Genomic DNA, 17,773 nt, shown 5'->3' with positions numbered 1-17,773 from the left:
AGGTACTCTTTCCCGCCTTGACGCCGCTGCTCGGCGACCAATACACACTCAACGAGGGGGGGCGGGGGAGGTGTGGGGCTTGGTCGATCGGCTTCCGTTGCCGGCTTGCGGTTTGCAGGGCTGCCGCGCGGGCAGCCGCCTACCAGCGCAGTTGCGTTGCCGTCTGCCCGTCACGGGCGTTGGCCCGGCCCGCCCTGCAGCCGGATAGTTGCGTTGCCGACCGCCGGTCGCGCCGCTGGCCCGGACCGCCCCGCACCCGAGACCCTTGCCTCGCCGACCGACGGTCGTGTCCGCTGGCCCGGACCGCCCCGCACCCGAGACCCTTGCCTCGCCGGCCGCCCGTTCCTCCTCCCCCGCCTCCCTTCCTACTGGCCGTGCACCACCACGCCCCGGATGTTCTTCCCCGCCACCAGGTCCTCGTACCCCTGGTTCACGTCCTCCAGCCGGTAGCGACTGGTCACCAGCTCGTCCAGCTTCAACGTCCCGGCCTGGTACAGGTCCAGCATCTTCAGGATGTCCCGCTGCGGATTCCCACTGCCGAACAGGCTGCCCTTGATCGTCTTCTCCCACAGGGTCAGCACCGCGCCGGAGACGTGGATCGTCGCCTTCGCGGGGTCGGCCAGGCCCGTCACCACGACCACCCCGCCCTTGCCGACGACGTCGAACGCCGCCGACATGACCTCCTCGTCCACCACCCCGACCGTGACCAGCGCCTTGTCCGCGCCCTGGCCCCGGGTCAGCTCCGCCACCACTTCGTGCGCCTCCGCGGCGGTGGCGAACGCGTGCGTGGCGCCCAGCTTCAACGCGGTGTCCCGCTTGAACGCCAACGGATCGACCACCACGACGTGCTTCGCCCCGGCGTGTGCCGCGCCCTGCACCGAGTTGATGCCGATTCCGCCGATCCCGTACACCACCACGGTTTCGCCCGGGCGCACGTCACCCGCGTACACCGCCGTGCCCCACCCGGTCGGCACCCCGCAGCCGACGAGCACCGCGGTCTCCAGCGGCACGCTTTCGTCCACTTTGACCACCGAGTGCTGCGAAATCGTGGAGTACTCGGCGAACGTGCCCAGCATGCACATCTGGCCGTAGTCCACCCCGCCGGAGTGGAACCGGAAACTGCCGTCCGGGAAGCTGCCCTCCAGGATCGTCGCGCCCATGTCGCACAGGCTCTGGTGCCCGGTGGCGCAGTAGCGGCACGTGCCGCAGTTCGGGATGAACGAGCACACGACATGATCGCCGGGCTTGACCTTCGTCACCCCCGGCCCGACCTCTTCGATGATCCCGGCGCCCTCGTGCCCGCCGACGATCGGGAACCGCGGCGGCAGGTCGCCGTCGGACAGGTGCAGGTCCGAGTGGCACAACCCGGCCGCGACGTACCGGATGAGGACCTCACCCTCCCGCGGGCCGTCCAGGTCCAGCTCGGTGATCTCGAACGGGGTCTTGAAGTCCGTCAGAACAGCTGCCTTGACCTTCATGGGAATTCTCCTCAGAGCGCGACGTTGACGGCTTTGGTCTGGGTGTAGAGGTCGATGGCCTCGGCGCCGAGCTCGCGGCCCCAGCCGGACTGCTTGTACCCGCCGAACGGGATCGCGGTGTCGAAGCCGTTGTAGCAGTTGACCCACACCGAACCGGCCTTGATCTGCTTGGCCACCCGGTGCGCCTTGGAGATGTCCCGCGTCCAGATGCCGGCGGCGAGGCCGTACTCGGTGTTGTTCGCGGCCGCGGCGAGACCGTCCTCGGCCGAGAACGGGATCGCGGCCACCACCGGCCCGAAGATCTCCTCGCGCACCACGCTCATGTCCTCGCGCACGTCCACCAGCACCGTCGGCTCGACGTAGTAGCCGGAATCGCCGTGACGGCCGCCGCCGGTGAGGGCGCGGGCGCCGTCGGCGAGGCCCTGCCGCAGGTAGCTGGTGACCCGGTCGAGCTGCTCCTGCGACACGAGCGGGCCGAGCTGTGTGGCCGGGTCCAGGCCGGGGCCGATCTTGACCTGGCCGGCGAACTCGGCGACGCCCTGGGTGAACTCGTCGAAGATGGACTCCTCGACGAACAACCGCGTGCCGGCCACGCAGCACTGGCCGTGGTTGAACAGCCAGGCGTTGGCCGAACCGGGGATCGCGGCTTCGAGGTCGGCGTCGGCGAACACGATGTTGGGGCTCTTGCCGCCCAGCTCCAGCGACACCTTCTTCAGGTTGCCCTTGGCCGCGTCGACGATCTTCTTGCCCACCTCGGTGGAGCCGGTGAAGGCGACCTTGTCGACGTCGTCGTGCGCGGCCAGCGCCGCGCCCGCGTCGCCGAACCCGGTGACGATGTTGACCACGCCGTCCGGGAACCCGGCTTCGCAGAACAGCTCGCCCAGCAGCAGCGCGGTGAGCGGGGTCTGTTCGGCCGGCTTGAGGATGACCGTGTTGCCCGCCGCGAGCGCGGGGGCCAGCTTGAACGCGGCCATCACCAGCGGGAAGTTCCACGGGATGATCTGCGCGCACACCCCGACCGGTTCACGCAGCGTGTAGGCGTGCCACTGGCTGCCCGGGATCCACGGCACCGAAGGGGTGATCGTGCGGCCCTCGATCTTGGTCGCCCATCCCGCGTAGTAGTGGAAGATGTCGGCCGACCAGGCGACGTCGACCCCCTGCGCGACGGCCACCGACTTGCCGTTGTCGAGCGCCTCCAGCTGCGCGAACTGCTCGGCGCGGTCCAGCAGCAGGTCGCCCATGCGCCAGATCAGGCGCTGCCGCTCCGACGGGGTGGTGCGGGACCACGGCCCGTCGTCGAACGCGCGCCGCGCCGCGGCCACCGCGCGGTCGACGTCCTCGGCGGCGCCGTGCGCCACCTCGGTGATCTTCTCCCCCGTGGCGGGGTCGAAGGTGGGGAACGTCCGGCCCGACGCCGCGTTCACCCACTGCCCGCCGATCAGCAGCTGCTTGGTTCCGGACACGAACTCCCGCACCGCCGGCCGCACGGCCTGCTCCGCTACCGCAGTCACACCAACCTCCTCGTCGTGGACGTGGCGGTAATGGTGACCTGCGCAACAACGAGCTAACCGTGTCAAGTTGACACAGTGACGCCCGCCGCGGCGGGCTGGTTCCCGGCTACGGGTCAGCTCAGCCGCAGGCTCCGGACCCGGCGGTGCAGCGTCGAGCGGCTGATGCCGAGCAGCTTGGCGGCCTGGGCCTTGTTCCCGCCGCAGTCCCGCAGCGCCGCGGCGATCGCGTCGTGTTCGAGTTGCTCGATCGGCGTCAGCCGGCGTGCTTCCGGGCTGCCCTGGTAGGCCTCGGGCAGGTCGCGCGGCAGCACGTCCCCACACGCCCGGCTAGCCGCGATGTGCCGCAGCAGCGCCTTCAGCTCACGCAGGTTCCCCGGCCACGGCTGCGCGGCCAGCACCTCCAGCGTGCGCGGGACGAACCGGAGCGTGGACCCGAGATCGGCCAGCATCGCCGCGACCAGGGCAGGCAACTCGTCCCGCCGGGAGCGCAGCGGGGCCAGCTCGCGGCGGGCGATGCAGCGGCTGGCGAGGTCGGCGGCGGGTCCGGTCAGCTCGGACGGCGGCGGGCCGGTGAGCGCGACCCAGCACGCGCCACGGTCCATGATCGCGGCGAGCCGGGCGGCGGCCTCGGACGGCAGCAGCGCGATGTTCTCGACCACCAGCAGCCCGGTGTGCGACGCGGCGAGCTGGTCGAGGGTGGGCGCCCAGTGCTGGGCGTCGACGGCGTCGAGCACGGCCGGCGCCGAATCGCCCGCCAGCTCGCGGGCCACGGTCGAGCGGCCGGTGCCGGGCTCGCCGCTGATGAGCACGTGCGTGCGCTGCTCGCGGTAGGCCGCGAAGTCGCGCTGCACCGGCCGCGGGGTGACGCGGCGCGGGATCGCCTGCACGGCGGGCGGTTCCAGCTCGAACAGCACACCGGACGCGCCGCTGATGCGCTCGAACGACACGTCCGCGACCCGGCCCGAGGACAGCCGGACGCTGCGCGCCTGCCGGACACCGAACGGGGCGTCCATCGCGAGCCCACGCAGGACGGCCTGGTCGGCGGCGTCGAGCAGGTCGGTGGCGGCGGCGTTGGCGAGCACCACGTCGTCGCCCAGGACCAGGACCGGGCGCAGGCGGTTGAGGGCGGCGGCCTGGTAGGCGGCGAGCATGCGCTGCTCGGCGGCGCGCGAGCCGGCCAGCAGGCGCTGTTCGATGTCGGCGACCGCGCGGCGCAGGAACGGGCCGAGCAGCGGATTCGCGTGGCCGGCGAGGCAGGTGATGTCGAGGACGCCCTCCAGCCGGCGGGTCACCGGGTGCGTGATCGGGTGGCCGTAGCAGGCGAAGGGCTTGAAGCTGTCGATGAAGTGCTCGTGCCCGTGCACGGCGAGGCCCTGGCGCAGCTCGAAGACGGTGGCGATCGAGTTGGTGCCGGTGTTCTCCTCGGTGAAGCGGGTGCCGGGCACGACGCCGATGCGGTCGAAGGTCGCCTCCAGGTGGCGCTCACCGAAGCGGCGGTCGACGATCCAGGCGTCGCGGTCGGCCAGGACGAGGCCGAACGCGGTGCCGGCGAGCTCGCGGCTGGCCTGGTCGAGGACCGGTTCGGCGGCGAGGACGAGCCTGCTGCGCCGGTCGATGTCCTCGACGGTCAGCCGGTCGACCGCGGCGTCCGGCCGGAGCCCGGACAGCTCGGCCCGCCGCCACGACGACGCGATCTCGGGCCGCAGCGCGGCGTCCTCCATCCTCGCCTCCTTTGGCGCCGATGACCGAGCCACGTTAGCAGCGGTTAACGGGACGGGTCGAGAAGTTGCCCCCGTCCGGGGGTCCCCAGGACGCCGTGGGCGATGCCTGGGCGGCGTGGTCCTCGCCTACGCCACGGGCGGAGCGTGCTCGATCTGTTCGCGGAGGATGTCGCCGTGCCCCGCGTGCCGCGCGAACTCCTCGATCATCGAGAGCAGCGTCCACCGCATGCTGACCGTTCCCTCACGGGAATTGTGCTTGGTGTCGTCGAGGTCGAAGCGGGCGGCGATCTCGCGTGATCGTTCGCTGGCGCGTTCGAACTCGGCGATCACGTCAGCCACGGACTCGTCGGCGGCGACGGCGAAGGTGCCCTCGTCCCGGTTCGAGTACCCGTCGCATTCGGACTCGTCGAGCCCCGCCCAGAACCGCTGGAACCAGATCCGTTCGGCGGCCGCGGCGTGCTTGATCAAGGAAACGGGTGTGGTGAGGGACGCGACGAGCCGGCGGCGGGCGTCGGCTTCGGAGAGGCCGCGCACGGACGCGATCAGCGCCGCGCGGTTGCGATCGAGCATGTTTTCGATGATCGCGCGTTCCGCGCCATCGGTGATTCTGTTGCTGGGCATGGGTTTCACTCCGTTCTCGGGCAGGGCTGAAGAACCGGCGTGCGGGGAGGGTGTCGATGCGGGCAGAACCGGAACACCGCAGTCGAGACGAGTCGCGGGGCAGAGCCCGGAGAGGCGCGACGGAATGATCCTAGGGCGTCCTGGACAGCGGGGTCAACGCGGTTCTAGGCCCCACCGCGGTCCAGGGCGCGGGCCAGCACCTGCGCCAGGTGCAGCGCCCGCCGCCCGGTGAGGTCGTCGATCTGGGTGCGGCAGCTGAAGCCGTCCGCGAGGACCATCGTGTCCTCCGGGGCGGCCTCCACCTCCGGCACCAGCACCCGCCGCGCCGCGGCGACCGACACCTCGTAGTGCCCCTTCTCCACCCCGAAGTTCCCGGCCAGCCCGCAGCACCCGGAGTCCAGCGTCCGGTTCGCCACCCCCACCCGGCGCAACAACCGCTCGTCCGCCGCGTTACCCATCACCGCGTGCTGGTGGCAGTGCTGCTGCGTGATCGCCGACGCCTCCACCTGCGGGAACTCCACGTCCGGCGCGTACTTCTCCAGGAACTCCGCCAGCGTGAACGCCCGCGACGGCAGCCCGTGCAGCTCGCCGTCGTCCAGCAGCTCGCGCGAGTCGTGCCGGAACACCGCCAGGCAGCTCGGCTCCAGCCCCACGATGGGCGTGCCCGCCTCCAGCTCCGGCCGCAGCACCCGCCGCATCCGCTCCAGCACCCGGCGCGCCACCCCGAGCTGCCCGGTCGAGATCCAGGTCAGCCCGCAGCACACCGACGACGACGGCAGCACCACGTCGAATCCGGCGTGCTCCAGCACCCGCACCGCGTCGTGCCCGACCTCGGGCGACAGGAAGTTCGTGAACGTGTCCGGCCACAGCACCACCCGCGGGCGCCCCCGCTCCTGCGCGCGGAACCCGCGCCGGAACGTGCGCGGCGCGAACCGGGGCAGCGACCGCTCCGGCGTGATCCCGCCTGCCTTCTTCACCAGCCCGGACAACCGCCCGCCCAGCACGCGGTTCGCCAGCCGCGGCGCGCCCGACGCCAGCCGCGCCAGCACCGGCAGGAACCCGAGCGTGTAGTGGCTCGCCGGGCGCAGCCGCCCCGCGTAGTGCTGGTGCAGGAACTCCGCCTTGTACGAAGCCATGTCCACGTTGACCGGACAGTCGGACAGGCATCCCTTGCACGCCAGGCACAAGTCGAGCGCTTCGAGCACCTCGGACGACCGCCACCCGTCGGTGACCGTCTCCCCGCGCATCATCTCGAACAACAACCGCGATCGTCCGCGCGTGGAATGCTCCTCGCGCCCGGTGACCATGTAGCTCGGGCACATCACGCCGGACGACTTGTCGACACAGGCCCCGACTCCGACGCACCGCCGGGTCGCGGTCGCGACGCTGCCGCCGTCGTGCGGGTACTTCAGCGTGACCGGCAGCGAGCGCACCGGCCCGTCGAACCGCAGGTCCGCGTCCAGTTTCCGGGGCCGCACCAGGTTGCCGGGGTTGAACAGGTCGCCGGGGTCCCAGATCGCCTTGAACCGCTCGAACAGCGCCAGGATCTCCGGCGGGTACATCCGCGACAGCAGCTCCGCGCGCGCCTGCCCGTCGCCGTGCTCGCCGGACAGCGACCCGCCGTGCCGCACCACGAGATCGGCCGCGTCCTCCAGGAACCCGCGGAACTGCCGGCGCCCCTCCTCGGTGATCAGGCCGAAGTTGATGCGCACGTGCACGCAGCCCTCGCCGAAGTGTCCATACGGGACACCGCGCAACCCGTACTTCCCCAGCAGCGCCCGGAAATCCCGCAGGTACCCGCCGAGGTTGGCGGGCGGGACCGCGGAGTCCTCCCATCCCGGCCACGCCTCCGACCCGTCCGGCATCCGGGTCACGATCCCGGCCGCGGCCTCGCGCACCGACCACAGCACCCGCTGGTCGGCCGGCCGCGTCTCCACGACCGTCGCCGCCCCGGTCTCCCGCTCCAGCACCGCCGCGACCTCGGCGGCCCGCGCCGCCGCCTCCGCCGGATCCGCTCCCCCGACCTCGACGAACAGCCACCCGCGCCCCGCGGGCAGCAGGTCGACCGCCGGGTGGGACCGGCGCATCAGCAGTGAGTCGATGAGGTCGCGGCCCATGCCCTCGACGGTCAACGGCTTCAGCGGCAGCACCGACGGCACGGCGTCGGTCGCCGCGACGTCGTCGGCGTACCCCGCGACGACCAGCGCGCGAGCCGCGGGCGCGGGCACCAGCCGCACGGTGATCTCGGTCAGCAGCACGCACGTGCCCTCGGTGCCGACCAGCGCGCGGACCAGGTTCGTGCCGTTCTCCGGCAGCAGCTGGTCCAGCGCGTACCCCGACACTCGCCGCGGGATCGACGGGAACGACGTGCGCAGCAGGGCCAGGTTGTCCAGCGCGAGCTGCTTCGACGCGGCCACCCGCGGATCGTCCGGCAGCGACGGGCCGATGGTCAGCCGCGTCCCGTCCGCGGTCAGCACGTCCAGCGCGACCACGTTGTCCGCGGTCCGCCCCCACGCCACCGAGTGCGACCCGCACGCGTCGTTGCCGACCATCCCGCCGATCGTGCACCGGCTGTGGGTCGACGGATCCGGCCCGAACGTCAGCCCGTGTGGCGCGGCCGCCGCCCGCAGGGCGTCCAGCACCACCCCGGGTTGCACGCGCGCGGTCCGCGCCTCCGGGTCGATCTCCAGCACCCGGTTCAGGTGCCGGCTGTAGTCGATGACCACGCCCTCGCCGAGCGCCTGACCGCCGATGCTGGTGCCGGCACCGCGCGCGGTGATGGGGATCCGGAACTCCCGGCACAGCCGGACGGTCGTCGCCAGATCCTCCACAGTGGACGGGAACACGACGGCCAGCGGCACGTGCCGGTAGTTCGACGCGTCCATGCTGTAGGTCGCGCGTGCCGTCGTGCCGGACTCCACCTCACCGGTGAGCGCGCGGCCCAGCTCCGCCAGGAACCGGGCCACCCGCTCGTCCGCGACCACCGTCATGAAGCCGGATCCCCCGGCAGCGGATCACCGGCGCGCAGCGGCGCGGCGGCGAACCGGCCCTCGTGGGCGAGCACCGGACGGCGGTCACCGGCCAGCTCCGGGTACTTCTGCTCCAGCTTCTCCCGCCGGGTCATCTGCCGGTGCCAGTGCCGCACCGTCTCCCGGTCGCCGTTGCCGGTCCCGCGCCAGCTCTTCGGCGCGTCGTCCCGGCTGGGCCCGGCCGAGGCGACCCCGCCGAGCCGCACCGCGGGCGGCTGGCGGTGCGGCACCGACCCGCATCCGCAGGCCGGCGCGGGCGAGGAGAACGACGGCACGAGCGCCTCGAACCGGTTCCCGCACTCACAGGAGTAGTCGTAGATCGGCATCGGATCACCAGTTCTCGATCGACTGGGCGAAGATCGCTTCGAGGTCCTCGCCGCGCACCGGCCGCGGGGCCGTGGCCAGCAGCCGCTCCTGCTTGAGCGTGCCGTCGACCAGGTCCGGGATGTCGCTCTCGTCGTAGCCGACGCCACCTATCCCGTTCGGGGTGCCGATGTCCCGCATCAGCGACGACAGGACGAACGGCAGCTGGTCCACCGGGTCACGCTGCTGGGGCGCGTGCGGGTCGAGGATCCGCGCGGCCCGCAGGTGCTTGTCCGGGCTGGTCGGGAAGGTGAACCGGAACGCGGCCGGCGCGGTCAGCGACACCGACTCGCCGTGCGGGACCATCGCCTCGTCCTGCGGGTAGTTCTTCGGCCGGTACTCCTTCACCCGCCCGGCGATCGGGTAGGCGCAGGCGTGCGGGATGTGCACGCCCGCGTTGCCGAAGCCCATGCCGGCGAAGGTCGCGGCCAGCATCATGTCCGTGCGCGCGGCCAGGTCGCCGCCGTTGAGCACGGCCTTGCGGAACGAGCGGGCCAGCAGGGTCAGCGCCTGCTCGGTCCAGGCGTCGGAGATCGGGTTGGACCCGCAGTAGGCGACCCGGGTCTCCGGGCGGTGCCGGGCGAAGGAGTCGAACGGCTTGGCCGTGTAGGACTCCAGCGCGTGGCACAGCACGTCCATGCCGCTGGCCGCGGTCACCTCGGGCGGCATGCTCAGCGTGAGCAGCGGGTCGACGACCGCCATCGACGGCCGCAGCCGCGGGTGGCTGATGCCGGACTTCACCTTCAGGTCGAGGAAGTCCATGATGCACACCGGCGTCGTCTCCGAGCCGGTGCCGGCCGTGGTCGGCACCGCGACCAGCGGCTTGAGCGGCCCGGCCGGCGCCTTGCCCTGCCCGATCGGTTTGTTGACGTAGTCGTAGAGGTCGGCCGGGTAGGTGGTCATCAGGTTGATGGCCTTGGCGGTGTCGATCGACGAGCCGCCGCCGACGGCGATGAACCCGTCCCACTCCGACTGCTTGGCGAAGTCCACCGCGGCCTGGATGCTGGCGTCGGTCGGCTCGACGTGCACCTGGTCGTAGACCTCGACGGTCAGCCCGCCGGCCCTGGCGGCGTCGGCGACCCGCTGCGGCACGCCGGTCGCGGCGACCCCCGGGTCGGTGACGATGAGGACCCGCTCCGCGCCCATCTGCGCGAGGTCCCAGCCGATCTCGTCGACGGCACCGGCGCCGAACTTCAGCGGCGTGGCGCCCCAGGTGAAGACGGTCTCGTTGAGGTATTCGGTCATCCCCGTGCCTTTCAGCCGAAGTACCCGTCGGGGGCGAACGGAAGCTTGGTGGCCTGCTCCGGGTCGTGCCCGAAGATCACCTCGGCGTTCGTCTCCTCGGCGATGCGGCGCAGCTTCTCCACCGACTCCAGCCAGCGCACGCTGTCCCAGACGATCGCGGCGCCGATGGCCGGCGGGCCCCAGCTCTCGCTGAGGTAGACGGCGTCGGAGGTGAAGATCTTGGTGCCCGCCTCCGGCAGGTCCACCCGCAGGGACATCGTCCCCCAGGTGTGGCCCGGTGTCGCGATGACGCTGACCCCCGGCGCGATTTCGGCGTCCCCGGAGACCAGTTCGTAGTCGATGCCCTCGTAGTCGACCTTGACGTGGGCGCCCTGGAACGGCCCGTCGAAACCGAACGCGCCCTCGTGCTCGTCGCGGTTGACGATGAACCGGGTCTTGCCGCCTGCGAACAGCTTCACGTTCGCCGAGTGGTCGAAGTGCAGGTGGGACAGCACGACCACGTCGATGTCGTCCGGCGTCAGCTCCAGAGCGGCCAGCGAGTCCTGCAGGTAGGTGGTGCCCTCCTGGACCGGGAAGAACTCCTGCAGCCCGGTCGGCGCCCAGCGGGTCTCCCAGTCCTGCGGGACGCCGGTGTCCCAGAGGATGCGACCGTCCGGGTGCTCGATGAGCACCGCGTGGGTCGGGCAGGTCGTCCACACCGCTTCCTTGCGGGTGTTCGAGCGGTCGGTGATGGTCGCGCCCGGCTTGAGCAGCAGCCAGGTCTGGTCGCACTCCATGGTTCCGGTCTTGAGCAGGTGGACCTTGCTCGGTGCCGACATCTGCGCCTCCTTGCGCGTCAGGGCAGGGCCGAGCACAGAGTGGCATGTAGCATGCTACTCGTCAACGACGTGGGTAGCCGGTCCACTCCAACGAGACCGGCGGCACCGCGTCCCCGCTCGCTGCCGCCTCCTGGCCGATCAGCAGACGGCCGGTGTGCAGCAGGTGGGCGCGCATGGACTCGGCCGCCTCGTCGGCCTTGCCCGCCCCGATGAGCGTGAAGATCTCCTCGTGCTCGGCGAGGATGTCGTGCAGGCTGCGCGAGGTGTCGACGGTGGAAGTGCCGCGCAGCAGGACCATGTCGCGCAGCGAGTCGATGTAGCGGGCGAGGCGCAGGTTGCCGGACGCCTCGTTGATGATCAGGTGGAAGCGCCGGTCGGCGGCCATGAAGGTGGCTTCGTCGTGCTTGTCCGCGGCGGCGCGCATCGCCTTGAGCTGGGCGCCCAGCTCCTTGACCCAGGCCGTGGTGCGCTGGGTGACGGCGCGGTAGGTCGCCGGGACCTCGAGCAGCAGCCGGATGGCGAAGACCTCCTCCAGGTCGTGCAGGGAGGTCTGGAGGATCCGCACGCCCCGGTTGCGTTCGAACCGCACCATGCCGCGCTCGGCCAGCTGGATCAGCGCCTCGCGCACCGGCGTCCGGGACACGCCGAGCCGCTCGGCGAGGTCGTGCACCGAGTACAGGCTGCCCGCGACGAGTTCACCGTTGACGATGGCGGTCTTGAGCTCGTCGAGGATCTTCCCGGCGAGGTTGGCGTCGTTCCCGATCTGCCGCATCCGGGCATTTTCCCACGAAGGCGGGCCGCGGACGGCCCCGCTGGCAGGATGACCGCGTGGCGACAGACGCGCGGCGACCGGGGCGGCCCAGGACAGGGGTGCGGGAGGCGGTGCTGGCCGCGGCCGAGGAAATCCTCGCCGAAGCCGGCGTCGCCCGCCTGTCGACGAAGGAGATCGCCCGGCGGGCCGGGGTGGCCGAGTCGAGCATCTTCTACCACTTCGGGGACCGGCTCGGGCTGCTGCGCGCCGTGGTCCACCTGCATCTGCCGCGGTACAAGGAGGTGGCGGCGGAGGTCGGCCGGCGGGCCGGGCACGGCAGCGTGCGGGACAACCTCGTCGAACTGCTCGACAGCCTGGAGGCGTTCTACACGCGCATCACGCCGGTCCTGGCCGTGGTGCAGGCCGACCACGAGCTGCGTGATCTCTTCACGAAGCGCAGCGCCGAGGCCGACATCGGTCCGCGCCGCGGCCTCGCACCCGTCGTGGACTACCTCGCCAGGGAACGGGATCTCGGCCGGGTGCGCGCCGATGCCGACCTGGACGCCGTCGCCCTGATCATCCTCGGCACGGCCCACCAGCGCGCCGTGTACCGCGTGCTGGGCGGCACTCCCGGGGTCGCGGGCACGGCACAGGTGGTGGAGACCCTCCTGCCGGGCCTGCTCCCGGGCTGACCCCGCACATTCCGCTGGACCACCCGCGTCCGAGCACGCTATATTTTCTGAGTAGAAACTCAGCAATAGGAGGCTCCCATGGTCCGGTACGTCACCGCCTTCGCGTTGCTGGCCACCGGCCTGCTGGCGGGAGCCTTCGGCTATGGCGCCGTCAACCTGGTGTCCGCGTTCAACGCGGTGCCGCTCGACGTGCGCCTGACCTTCCACACGGCCCTCATGCACCTCAACGGCGTGGTCATGCAGACGACGATGGCGCTGGCGATCCTGAGTTCGCTCGCGCTGGCCGTGCTCAGCCGTGGCGCGTCGCGGTATCTGGCGGGCGCGGCTGGTGCGCTGGCGCTGGCATCGTTGCTGATCACCCGGTTCGGCAACGTCCCGATCAACGGACGGATCAAGGTGTGGGCGGTCACCGGGGCACCGGCCGACCACGCGTCGATCCTGCATCGGTGGGAGGCGTTCAACGTCGCGCGCTCGCTGACCGCGCTCATCGCGTTCGTACTGGTCATCACCGTCGGCGCGCGGATCGTCCGGACACGGCGCGTCGAGAGCGGCGCGGTTGCCCTTCCGGTCTGATCGCCCGTTTCGCGGCTGCCCCGCCGGGTACGCCCCACGTCATGGACGCGGAGATCACCTTGCGTGTCGACGGCGCCACCCACCGGCTGACGCTCGACAGCCGCACCACCCTCCTGGACGCCCTGCGTGACCGGCTCGGCATCACCAGCCCGAAGAAGGGCTGCGACCACGGCCAGTGCGGCGCCTGCACGGTCCTGGTCGGCGGCCGCCGGATCCTGTCGTGCCTGTCGCTGGCCGTCGCGCAGAACGGGGCCGAGGTCACCACCGCCGCGGGACTCGCGCCGGACGGTGAGCTGCACCCGGTGCAGCGCGCGTTCCTGGAGCACGACGGGTTCCAGTGCGGCTACTGCACGCCGGGCCAGATCTGTTCCGCGGTGGGCGTGCTGGACGAGGTCAAGCAGGGCTGGCCGAGCCACGCGAGCCCGGACGTGAGCGCCCGCCCCGCCCTGACGCGCGCCGAGATCGCCGAGCGGATGAGCGGCAACCTGTGCCGGTGCGCCGCCTACGCGGGCATCGTCGGCGCGATCGAGGAGGCGGCCGAGTGAAGCCGTTCACCTACGACTCCCCCGCCGACGCCGCCACCGCCGTCCGCGCCGTCGCCGCCGACCCGTCGGCCGTGTTCCTGGCCGGCGGCACGAACCTGGTCGACCACCTCAAGCTCGGCATCGCGCGCCCGGGACGGCTCGTCGACGTCACCCACCTGACCTCGGCCGAGATCACCGAACGCGACGGCGTGCTCTCGATCGGCGCCGGCGTGCGCAACAGCGACCTGGCCGCCGACCCGCGCATCCGGTCGCGCTACCCGGTGCTGGCCGAGTCGCTGCTCGCCGGGGCGTCCGGGCAGCTGCGCAACATGGCCACCACCGGCGGGAACCCGTTGCAGCGCACGCGGTGCGTGTACTTCCAGGACGTCACGACGCCGTGCAACAAGCGCGAGCCCGGCTCCGGGTGCTCCGCGATCGGCGGCTACACCCGCTACCACGCGATCCTCGGCGCCTCCGAGCACTGCGTCGCCACGCACCCCTCCGACCTGGCGGTCGCGCTGGCCGCGCTCGACGCCGAGGTGCGCGTGCTCGGCCCGGACGGCGAGCGCACGATCCCGTTCACCGAACTGCACCGCCTGCCCGGCGACTCGCCGGAGCGGGACACCGTGCTGGCGCACGGCGACCTGATCACCTCGATCGACCTGCCTGCCCCGGCCGCGTCCCGGCAGCGCTACCGCAAGGTCCGCGACCGCGCGTCCTACGCGTTCGCGCTGGTGTCGGTGGCCGCGTTGCTGCGCGTCGAGGACGGCGTGGTCGCGGACGCGCGGATCGCGTTCGGCGGTGTCGCGCACAAACCGTGGCGCGCCTGGCAGGCCGAGGACGTGCTGCGCGGCGCGCCCGCCACCGACGACACGTTCCGCGCGGCCGCCGCGGCGGAGCTGGCGCAGGCGCGGCCGTTGCCCGGCAACGAGTTCAAGGTCCCGCTGCTGACCCGCACCCTCGTCGCCGTGCTCCGGGAGCTGTCATGATCGGTGAACCGCTGGTGCGGCGGGACGGTGCGCGCAAGGTCACCGGCACCGCCACCTACGCCTACGAGACCCCCGTCGACGCGCCGGTGTTCTGCCACCCCGTCCAGGCCACCGTGGCGCGCGGCCGGATCGCCGCGATCCACACCGCCGAGGCGGAGATGCTCGACGGCGTGCTGGACGTCATCACCTACCGCACCGCCGAACGGCTGGCGTCCAGAGAGGACGCCGAGCTGGCCGTGCTGCAGGACCGCGAGGTCGCCTTCCGCGGCCAGGTGATCGGCCTGGTGGTCGCGCGGACCTCGGAGATCGCGCGGCACGGCGCGGAGCTGGTGTTCGCCACCTACGACGAGCGCGAGCACGACACCGAGCTGTCCGCGGACCGCGACGACCTGTACAAACCGGAGAAGGTCAACCCCGCGTTCCCCACCGACACCGCCACCGGCGACGTCGACGCGGCGATGGCCTCCGCCGACGTGACGGTCGAGCAGACCTACCGCACGGCGATGTACCACAACAACCCGCTGGAGCCGCACGCGACGACGGCGTTGTGGGACAACGACTTCCTGACCCTGTGGGACTCGACGCAGGGCGTGCACCCGTCGCGCAAGGCGATCGCGAAGGTGTTCGGGCTGCCCGAGGAGCGGGTGCGGGTGGTGTGCCCGTACGTCGGCGGCGGGTTCGGTTCGAAGGGCCTGCCGCACGCGAACGTGGTGCTGGCCGCGATGGCCGCGCGGGCGTACCCGGGACGGCCGGTGAAGCTCGCGCTGACGCGGCAGCAGATGTTCTCGCTGGCCGGGTACCGGACGCCGACGATCCAGAAGATGCGGCTCGGCGCGACGCGTGACGGCAGGCTGACCGCGATCGGGTTCGACGTGGTCGAGCAGACCTCGCGGATCAAGGAGTTCGCGGAGCAGACCGCGTTGCCGGCGCGCATGATGTACGCCGCCCCGAACCGCCGCACCACGCACCGGCTGGCCGCGCTGGACGTGCCGGTGCCGTCGTGGATGCGGGCGCCCGGCGAGTGCCCCGGCATGTTCGGGCCCGAGGTGGCGATGGACGAACTGGCCCACCAGCTGGGCATCGACCCGGTCGAGTTGCGGGTGCGCAACGAGCCCGAGGTGGACCCCGATTCGGGCCGCCCGTTCTCCAGCCGGCACCTGGTGGACTGCCTGCGCGAGGGCGCCCGGCGGTTCGGCTGGGACTCGCGGGACCCGCGGCCGGGCGTGCGGATGGCGGACGGCTGGCTGGTCGGCACCGGGGTCGCGTCGTCGGTGTACCCGTCGTCGACGCGGCCCGGGTCGACCGCGGTGGTGCGGTTCGAGGGCGGCCGGTACGCGGTGGAGATCGGCGCGGCGGACCTGGGGACCGGCGCGTGGACGGTGCTGCCGCAGATCGCCGCGGAGGCCCTGGAGGTGCCGGTCGAGGAGATCGACATGCGCCTCGGCGACACGGCGTACCCGAAGGCGGCGGTGGCTGGCGGGTCGACGGGCACCGCGACGTGGGGTTCGGCGGTGTTCGAGGCGGCACGCACGTTCCGCGACAAGTTCGGCCGCGACCCCGCCGACGGCGACGAGGCCGACGCGACGACCGGGGACAACCCGGCGCGCAAGGAGTACGCGATGTACGCGTTCGGCGCGCAGTTCGCCGAGGCGCGGGTGCACGCGGACACCGGCGAGATCCGGGTGCCGCGGCTGCTCGGGGTGTTCGCCGCCGGGCGGATCGTCAACCCGCGGACCGCGCGGTCGCAGTTCCTCGGCGGCATGACGATGGGGCTGTCCATGGCGCTGCACGAGGAGAGCGTGTGGGACCCGCGGTTCGGGCAGGTGGTGAACCACGACCTGGCCGAGTACCACATTTCGGTGAACGCCGACGCCGGCGACATCCAGGCGCACTGGCTCGACGAGCACGACCCGCACGTGAACGCGCTGGGGGTCAAGGGGATCGGCGAGATCGGGATCGTGGGCACGGCGGCGGCGGTGGCGAACGCGGTGTTCCACGCGACCGGGGCGCGGATCCGGGACCTGCCGATCACGCTGGACAAGGTGCTGCCCGCGTTGCCGTGAATTGTCGGTGGGTGCCGTTATGGTCGGCCCGTGGAGGAATTCCGGATCGCGATCGACGAGGGTGAACTGGCGGACCTGAGGGACCGGCTGGAGCGCACGCGCTGGCCGGACGCCGAGACGGTGGACGACTGGTCGCAGGGGGTGCCGCTGGCGTACCTGCGGTCGTTGTGCGCGTACTGGGCGGACGGGTACGACTGGCGGGCGTTCGAGAAGCGGGTGAACGAGCTGCCGCAGTACCGGACGACGGTGGACGGGGTGGGCATCCACTTCGCGCACGTGCGTTCGCCGCACCCCGGCGCGTTGCCGCTGGTGCTGACGAACGGCTGGCCGGGGTCGATCGTGGAGTACCTGGACGTGATCGGGCCGCTGACCGATCCGGTGGCGTACGGCGGGTCGGCTTCGGACGCGTTCCACCTCGTGCTGCCCACGCTGCCCGGCTACGGCTTCAGCGACAAGCCCACGTCGCCGGGCTGGGGTGTGCAGCGGATCGCGGACGCGTGGGCCTCGCTGATGGCTTCGCTCGGGTACACGCGCTACGGGGCGCACGGCAGCGACTGGGGCAACAGCGTCACCACGGCGCTGGGGCAGCAGCACCCGGAGGTGCTGGCGGGGATCCACGTGCAGCCCCCGATCGCCGCCCCCGACCCGGCGACGTTCGACGACCTGTCGCCCCGGGAACGGGAGGCGCTGGACGCGCTCGCCGTGGCGGAGTCGCGGGAGTCGGGCTACTCGGCCGAGCAGTCGACGAAGCCGCAGACCGTGGGGTACGGCCTGGTGGACTCGCCGGTGGCGTTGTGCGCGTGGATCGTGGAGAAGTACCACTCGTGGGTGGACACCGGAAGTGCACTGACGCGGGATCAGCTGCTCGACAACGTGAGCCTGTACTGGTTCACCCGCAGCGGCGCGTCGTCGGCGCGGTTGTACTGGGAGAGCTTCGCGCAGGTGTCCGAGTGGTTCAGCAAGTCCACTTCGGACACGGTCGCGGTGCCCACCGGATGCTCGGTCTTCCCGCGCGAGGTACCCCGCCCGTCCCGCCGCTGGGCGGCCCGCCGCTACACCGACATCCGCTACTGGAACGAACCCACCCGCGGCGGCCACTTCGCGGCGCTGGAGGAACCGCAGGTATGGGTAACGGAACTCCAGAACTTCTTCCGCCTAGTGCGATGACGGGGCGGCGAGCCACCCTCTCCGCGGGAGGCGCGCGCTCGGCCACCTCGCCGCCATCCAGTCACGCCCACCCCGGCATGACCGCCCCCCCACCAACCGGCCCCGCCACCACCACCCCACCAGGCCCACCCCGGCCCCGCCACCCCCCCCCCCCCCCCCTCATCCCCCGCCACCCCGGGCCGCGGCATCAGGCCGGCGAAGGCGGCGGCCCCGGCGGCGCCTCGATCC

15 protein-coding genes are annotated in these 17,773 nt (G+C 72.1%); 6 read left to right on the top strand and 9 right to left on the bottom strand.

The window, feature by feature from the left end:
• Positions 1–365: 365 nt before the first annotated feature.
• The 9 genes from D0D28_RS33215 to D0D28_RS33175 form a co-directional block, all read right to left on the bottom strand.
• Positions 366–1,478, bottom strand: a complete 1,113-nt coding sequence (locus D0D28_RS33215; RefSeq protein ID WP_094004845.1) for an NDMA-dependent alcohol dehydrogenase — start codon at positions 1,476–1,478, stop codon at positions 366–368.
• 11 nt (positions 1,479–1,489) lie between these two features.
• The gene (locus D0D28_RS33210; protein WP_116115095.1) at positions 1,490–2,989 is read right to left on the bottom strand and encodes an aldehyde dehydrogenase family protein; all 1,500 of its coding nucleotides are present in this window, start codon (positions 2,987–2,989) and stop codon (positions 1,490–1,492) included.
• Positions 2,990–3,102: 113 nt separating this feature from the next.
• Positions 3,103–4,710, bottom strand: coding sequence for a sigma-54-dependent Fis family transcriptional regulator (locus tag D0D28_RS33205; RefSeq protein ID WP_116115093.1), 1,608 nt, complete (start codon positions 4,708–4,710; stop codon positions 3,103–3,105).
• 126 nt (positions 4,711–4,836) lie between these two features.
• Complete coding sequence (locus D0D28_RS33200; RefSeq protein WP_116115091.1) at positions 4,837–5,331, bottom strand: DinB family protein; 495 nt, start codon at positions 5,329–5,331, stop codon at positions 4,837–4,839.
• A 164-nt stretch (positions 5,332–5,495) separates the two neighbouring features.
• On the bottom strand, positions 5,496–8,321 hold the full coding sequence (locus D0D28_RS33195; protein ID WP_116115089.1) for an FAD-binding and (Fe-S)-binding domain-containing protein: 2,826 nt from the start codon (positions 8,319–8,321) through the stop codon (positions 5,496–5,498).
• Entirely contained in the window at positions 8,318–8,686 is a 369-nt protein-coding gene (locus tag D0D28_RS33190) for an FmdB family zinc ribbon protein (protein WP_116115087.1), read from the bottom strand. Before D0D28_RS33190 ends, D0D28_RS33195 begins: the two co-directional genes overlap by 4 nt.
• 4 nt (positions 8,687–8,690) lie before the next feature.
• Positions 8,691–9,968, bottom strand: coding sequence for a hydroxyacid-oxoacid transhydrogenase (locus D0D28_RS33185; protein WP_116115086.1), 1,278 nt, complete (start codon positions 9,966–9,968; stop codon positions 8,691–8,693).
• Between the two features lie 11 nt (positions 9,969–9,979).
• On the bottom strand, positions 9,980–10,786 hold the full coding sequence (locus D0D28_RS33180; RefSeq protein ID WP_116115084.1) for an N-acyl homoserine lactonase family protein: 807 nt from the start codon (positions 10,784–10,786) through the stop codon (positions 9,980–9,982).
• Positions 10,787–10,847: 61 nt separating this feature from the next.
• Positions 10,848–11,558, bottom strand: a complete 711-nt coding sequence (locus tag D0D28_RS33175) for a GntR family transcriptional regulator (protein ID WP_094004838.1) — start codon at positions 11,556–11,558, stop codon at positions 10,848–10,850.
• Between the two features lie 56 nt (positions 11,559–11,614).
• Between D0D28_RS33175 and D0D28_RS33170 the strand changes: the two genes are divergently transcribed.
• From D0D28_RS33170 to D0D28_RS33145, 6 genes are all read left to right on the top strand, one after another.
• Positions 11,615–12,229: a TetR/AcrR family transcriptional regulator gene (locus tag D0D28_RS33170; RefSeq protein WP_233157181.1), complete on the top strand. Its 615-nt coding sequence runs from the start codon at positions 11,615–11,617 to the stop codon at positions 12,227–12,229.
• A 78-nt stretch (positions 12,230–12,307) separates the two neighbouring features.
• Positions 12,308–12,802 (top strand): anthrone oxygenase family protein, encoded by a 495-nt coding sequence (locus D0D28_RS33165; RefSeq protein ID WP_094004836.1) that lies wholly within the window; start codon positions 12,308–12,310, stop codon positions 12,800–12,802.
• A gap of 41 nt (positions 12,803–12,843) precedes the next feature.
• Positions 12,844–13,347: a 2Fe-2S iron-sulfur cluster-binding protein gene (locus tag D0D28_RS33160; protein WP_116115082.1), complete on the top strand. Its 504-nt coding sequence runs from the start codon at positions 12,844–12,846 to the stop codon at positions 13,345–13,347.
• A complete protein-coding gene (locus D0D28_RS33155; protein WP_116115080.1) occupies positions 13,344–14,315 on the top strand; it encodes an FAD binding domain-containing protein in 972 nt (323 codons plus the stop codon). The genes D0D28_RS33160 and D0D28_RS33155 overlap by 4 nt, the downstream gene beginning before the upstream one ends.
• Complete coding sequence (locus D0D28_RS33150) at positions 14,312–16,378, top strand: xanthine dehydrogenase family protein molybdopterin-binding subunit (protein ID WP_116115079.1); 2,067 nt, start codon at positions 14,312–14,314, stop codon at positions 16,376–16,378. The genes D0D28_RS33155 and D0D28_RS33150 overlap by 4 nt, the downstream gene beginning before the upstream one ends.
• 30 nt (positions 16,379–16,408) lie before the next feature.
• On the top strand, positions 16,409–17,545 hold the full coding sequence (locus tag D0D28_RS33145; RefSeq protein ID WP_116115077.1) for an epoxide hydrolase family protein: 1,137 nt from the start codon (positions 16,409–16,411) through the stop codon (positions 17,543–17,545).
• Positions 17,546–17,773: the final 228 nt, after the last annotated feature.

The organism is Amycolatopsis ruanii (assembly GCF_003385175.1).
GTDB lineage: Bacteria > Actinomycetota > Actinomycetes > Mycobacteriales > Pseudonocardiaceae > Amycolatopsis_E > Amycolatopsis_E thermalba.
This window is presented reverse-complemented; position numbering and strand designations above follow the sequence as displayed.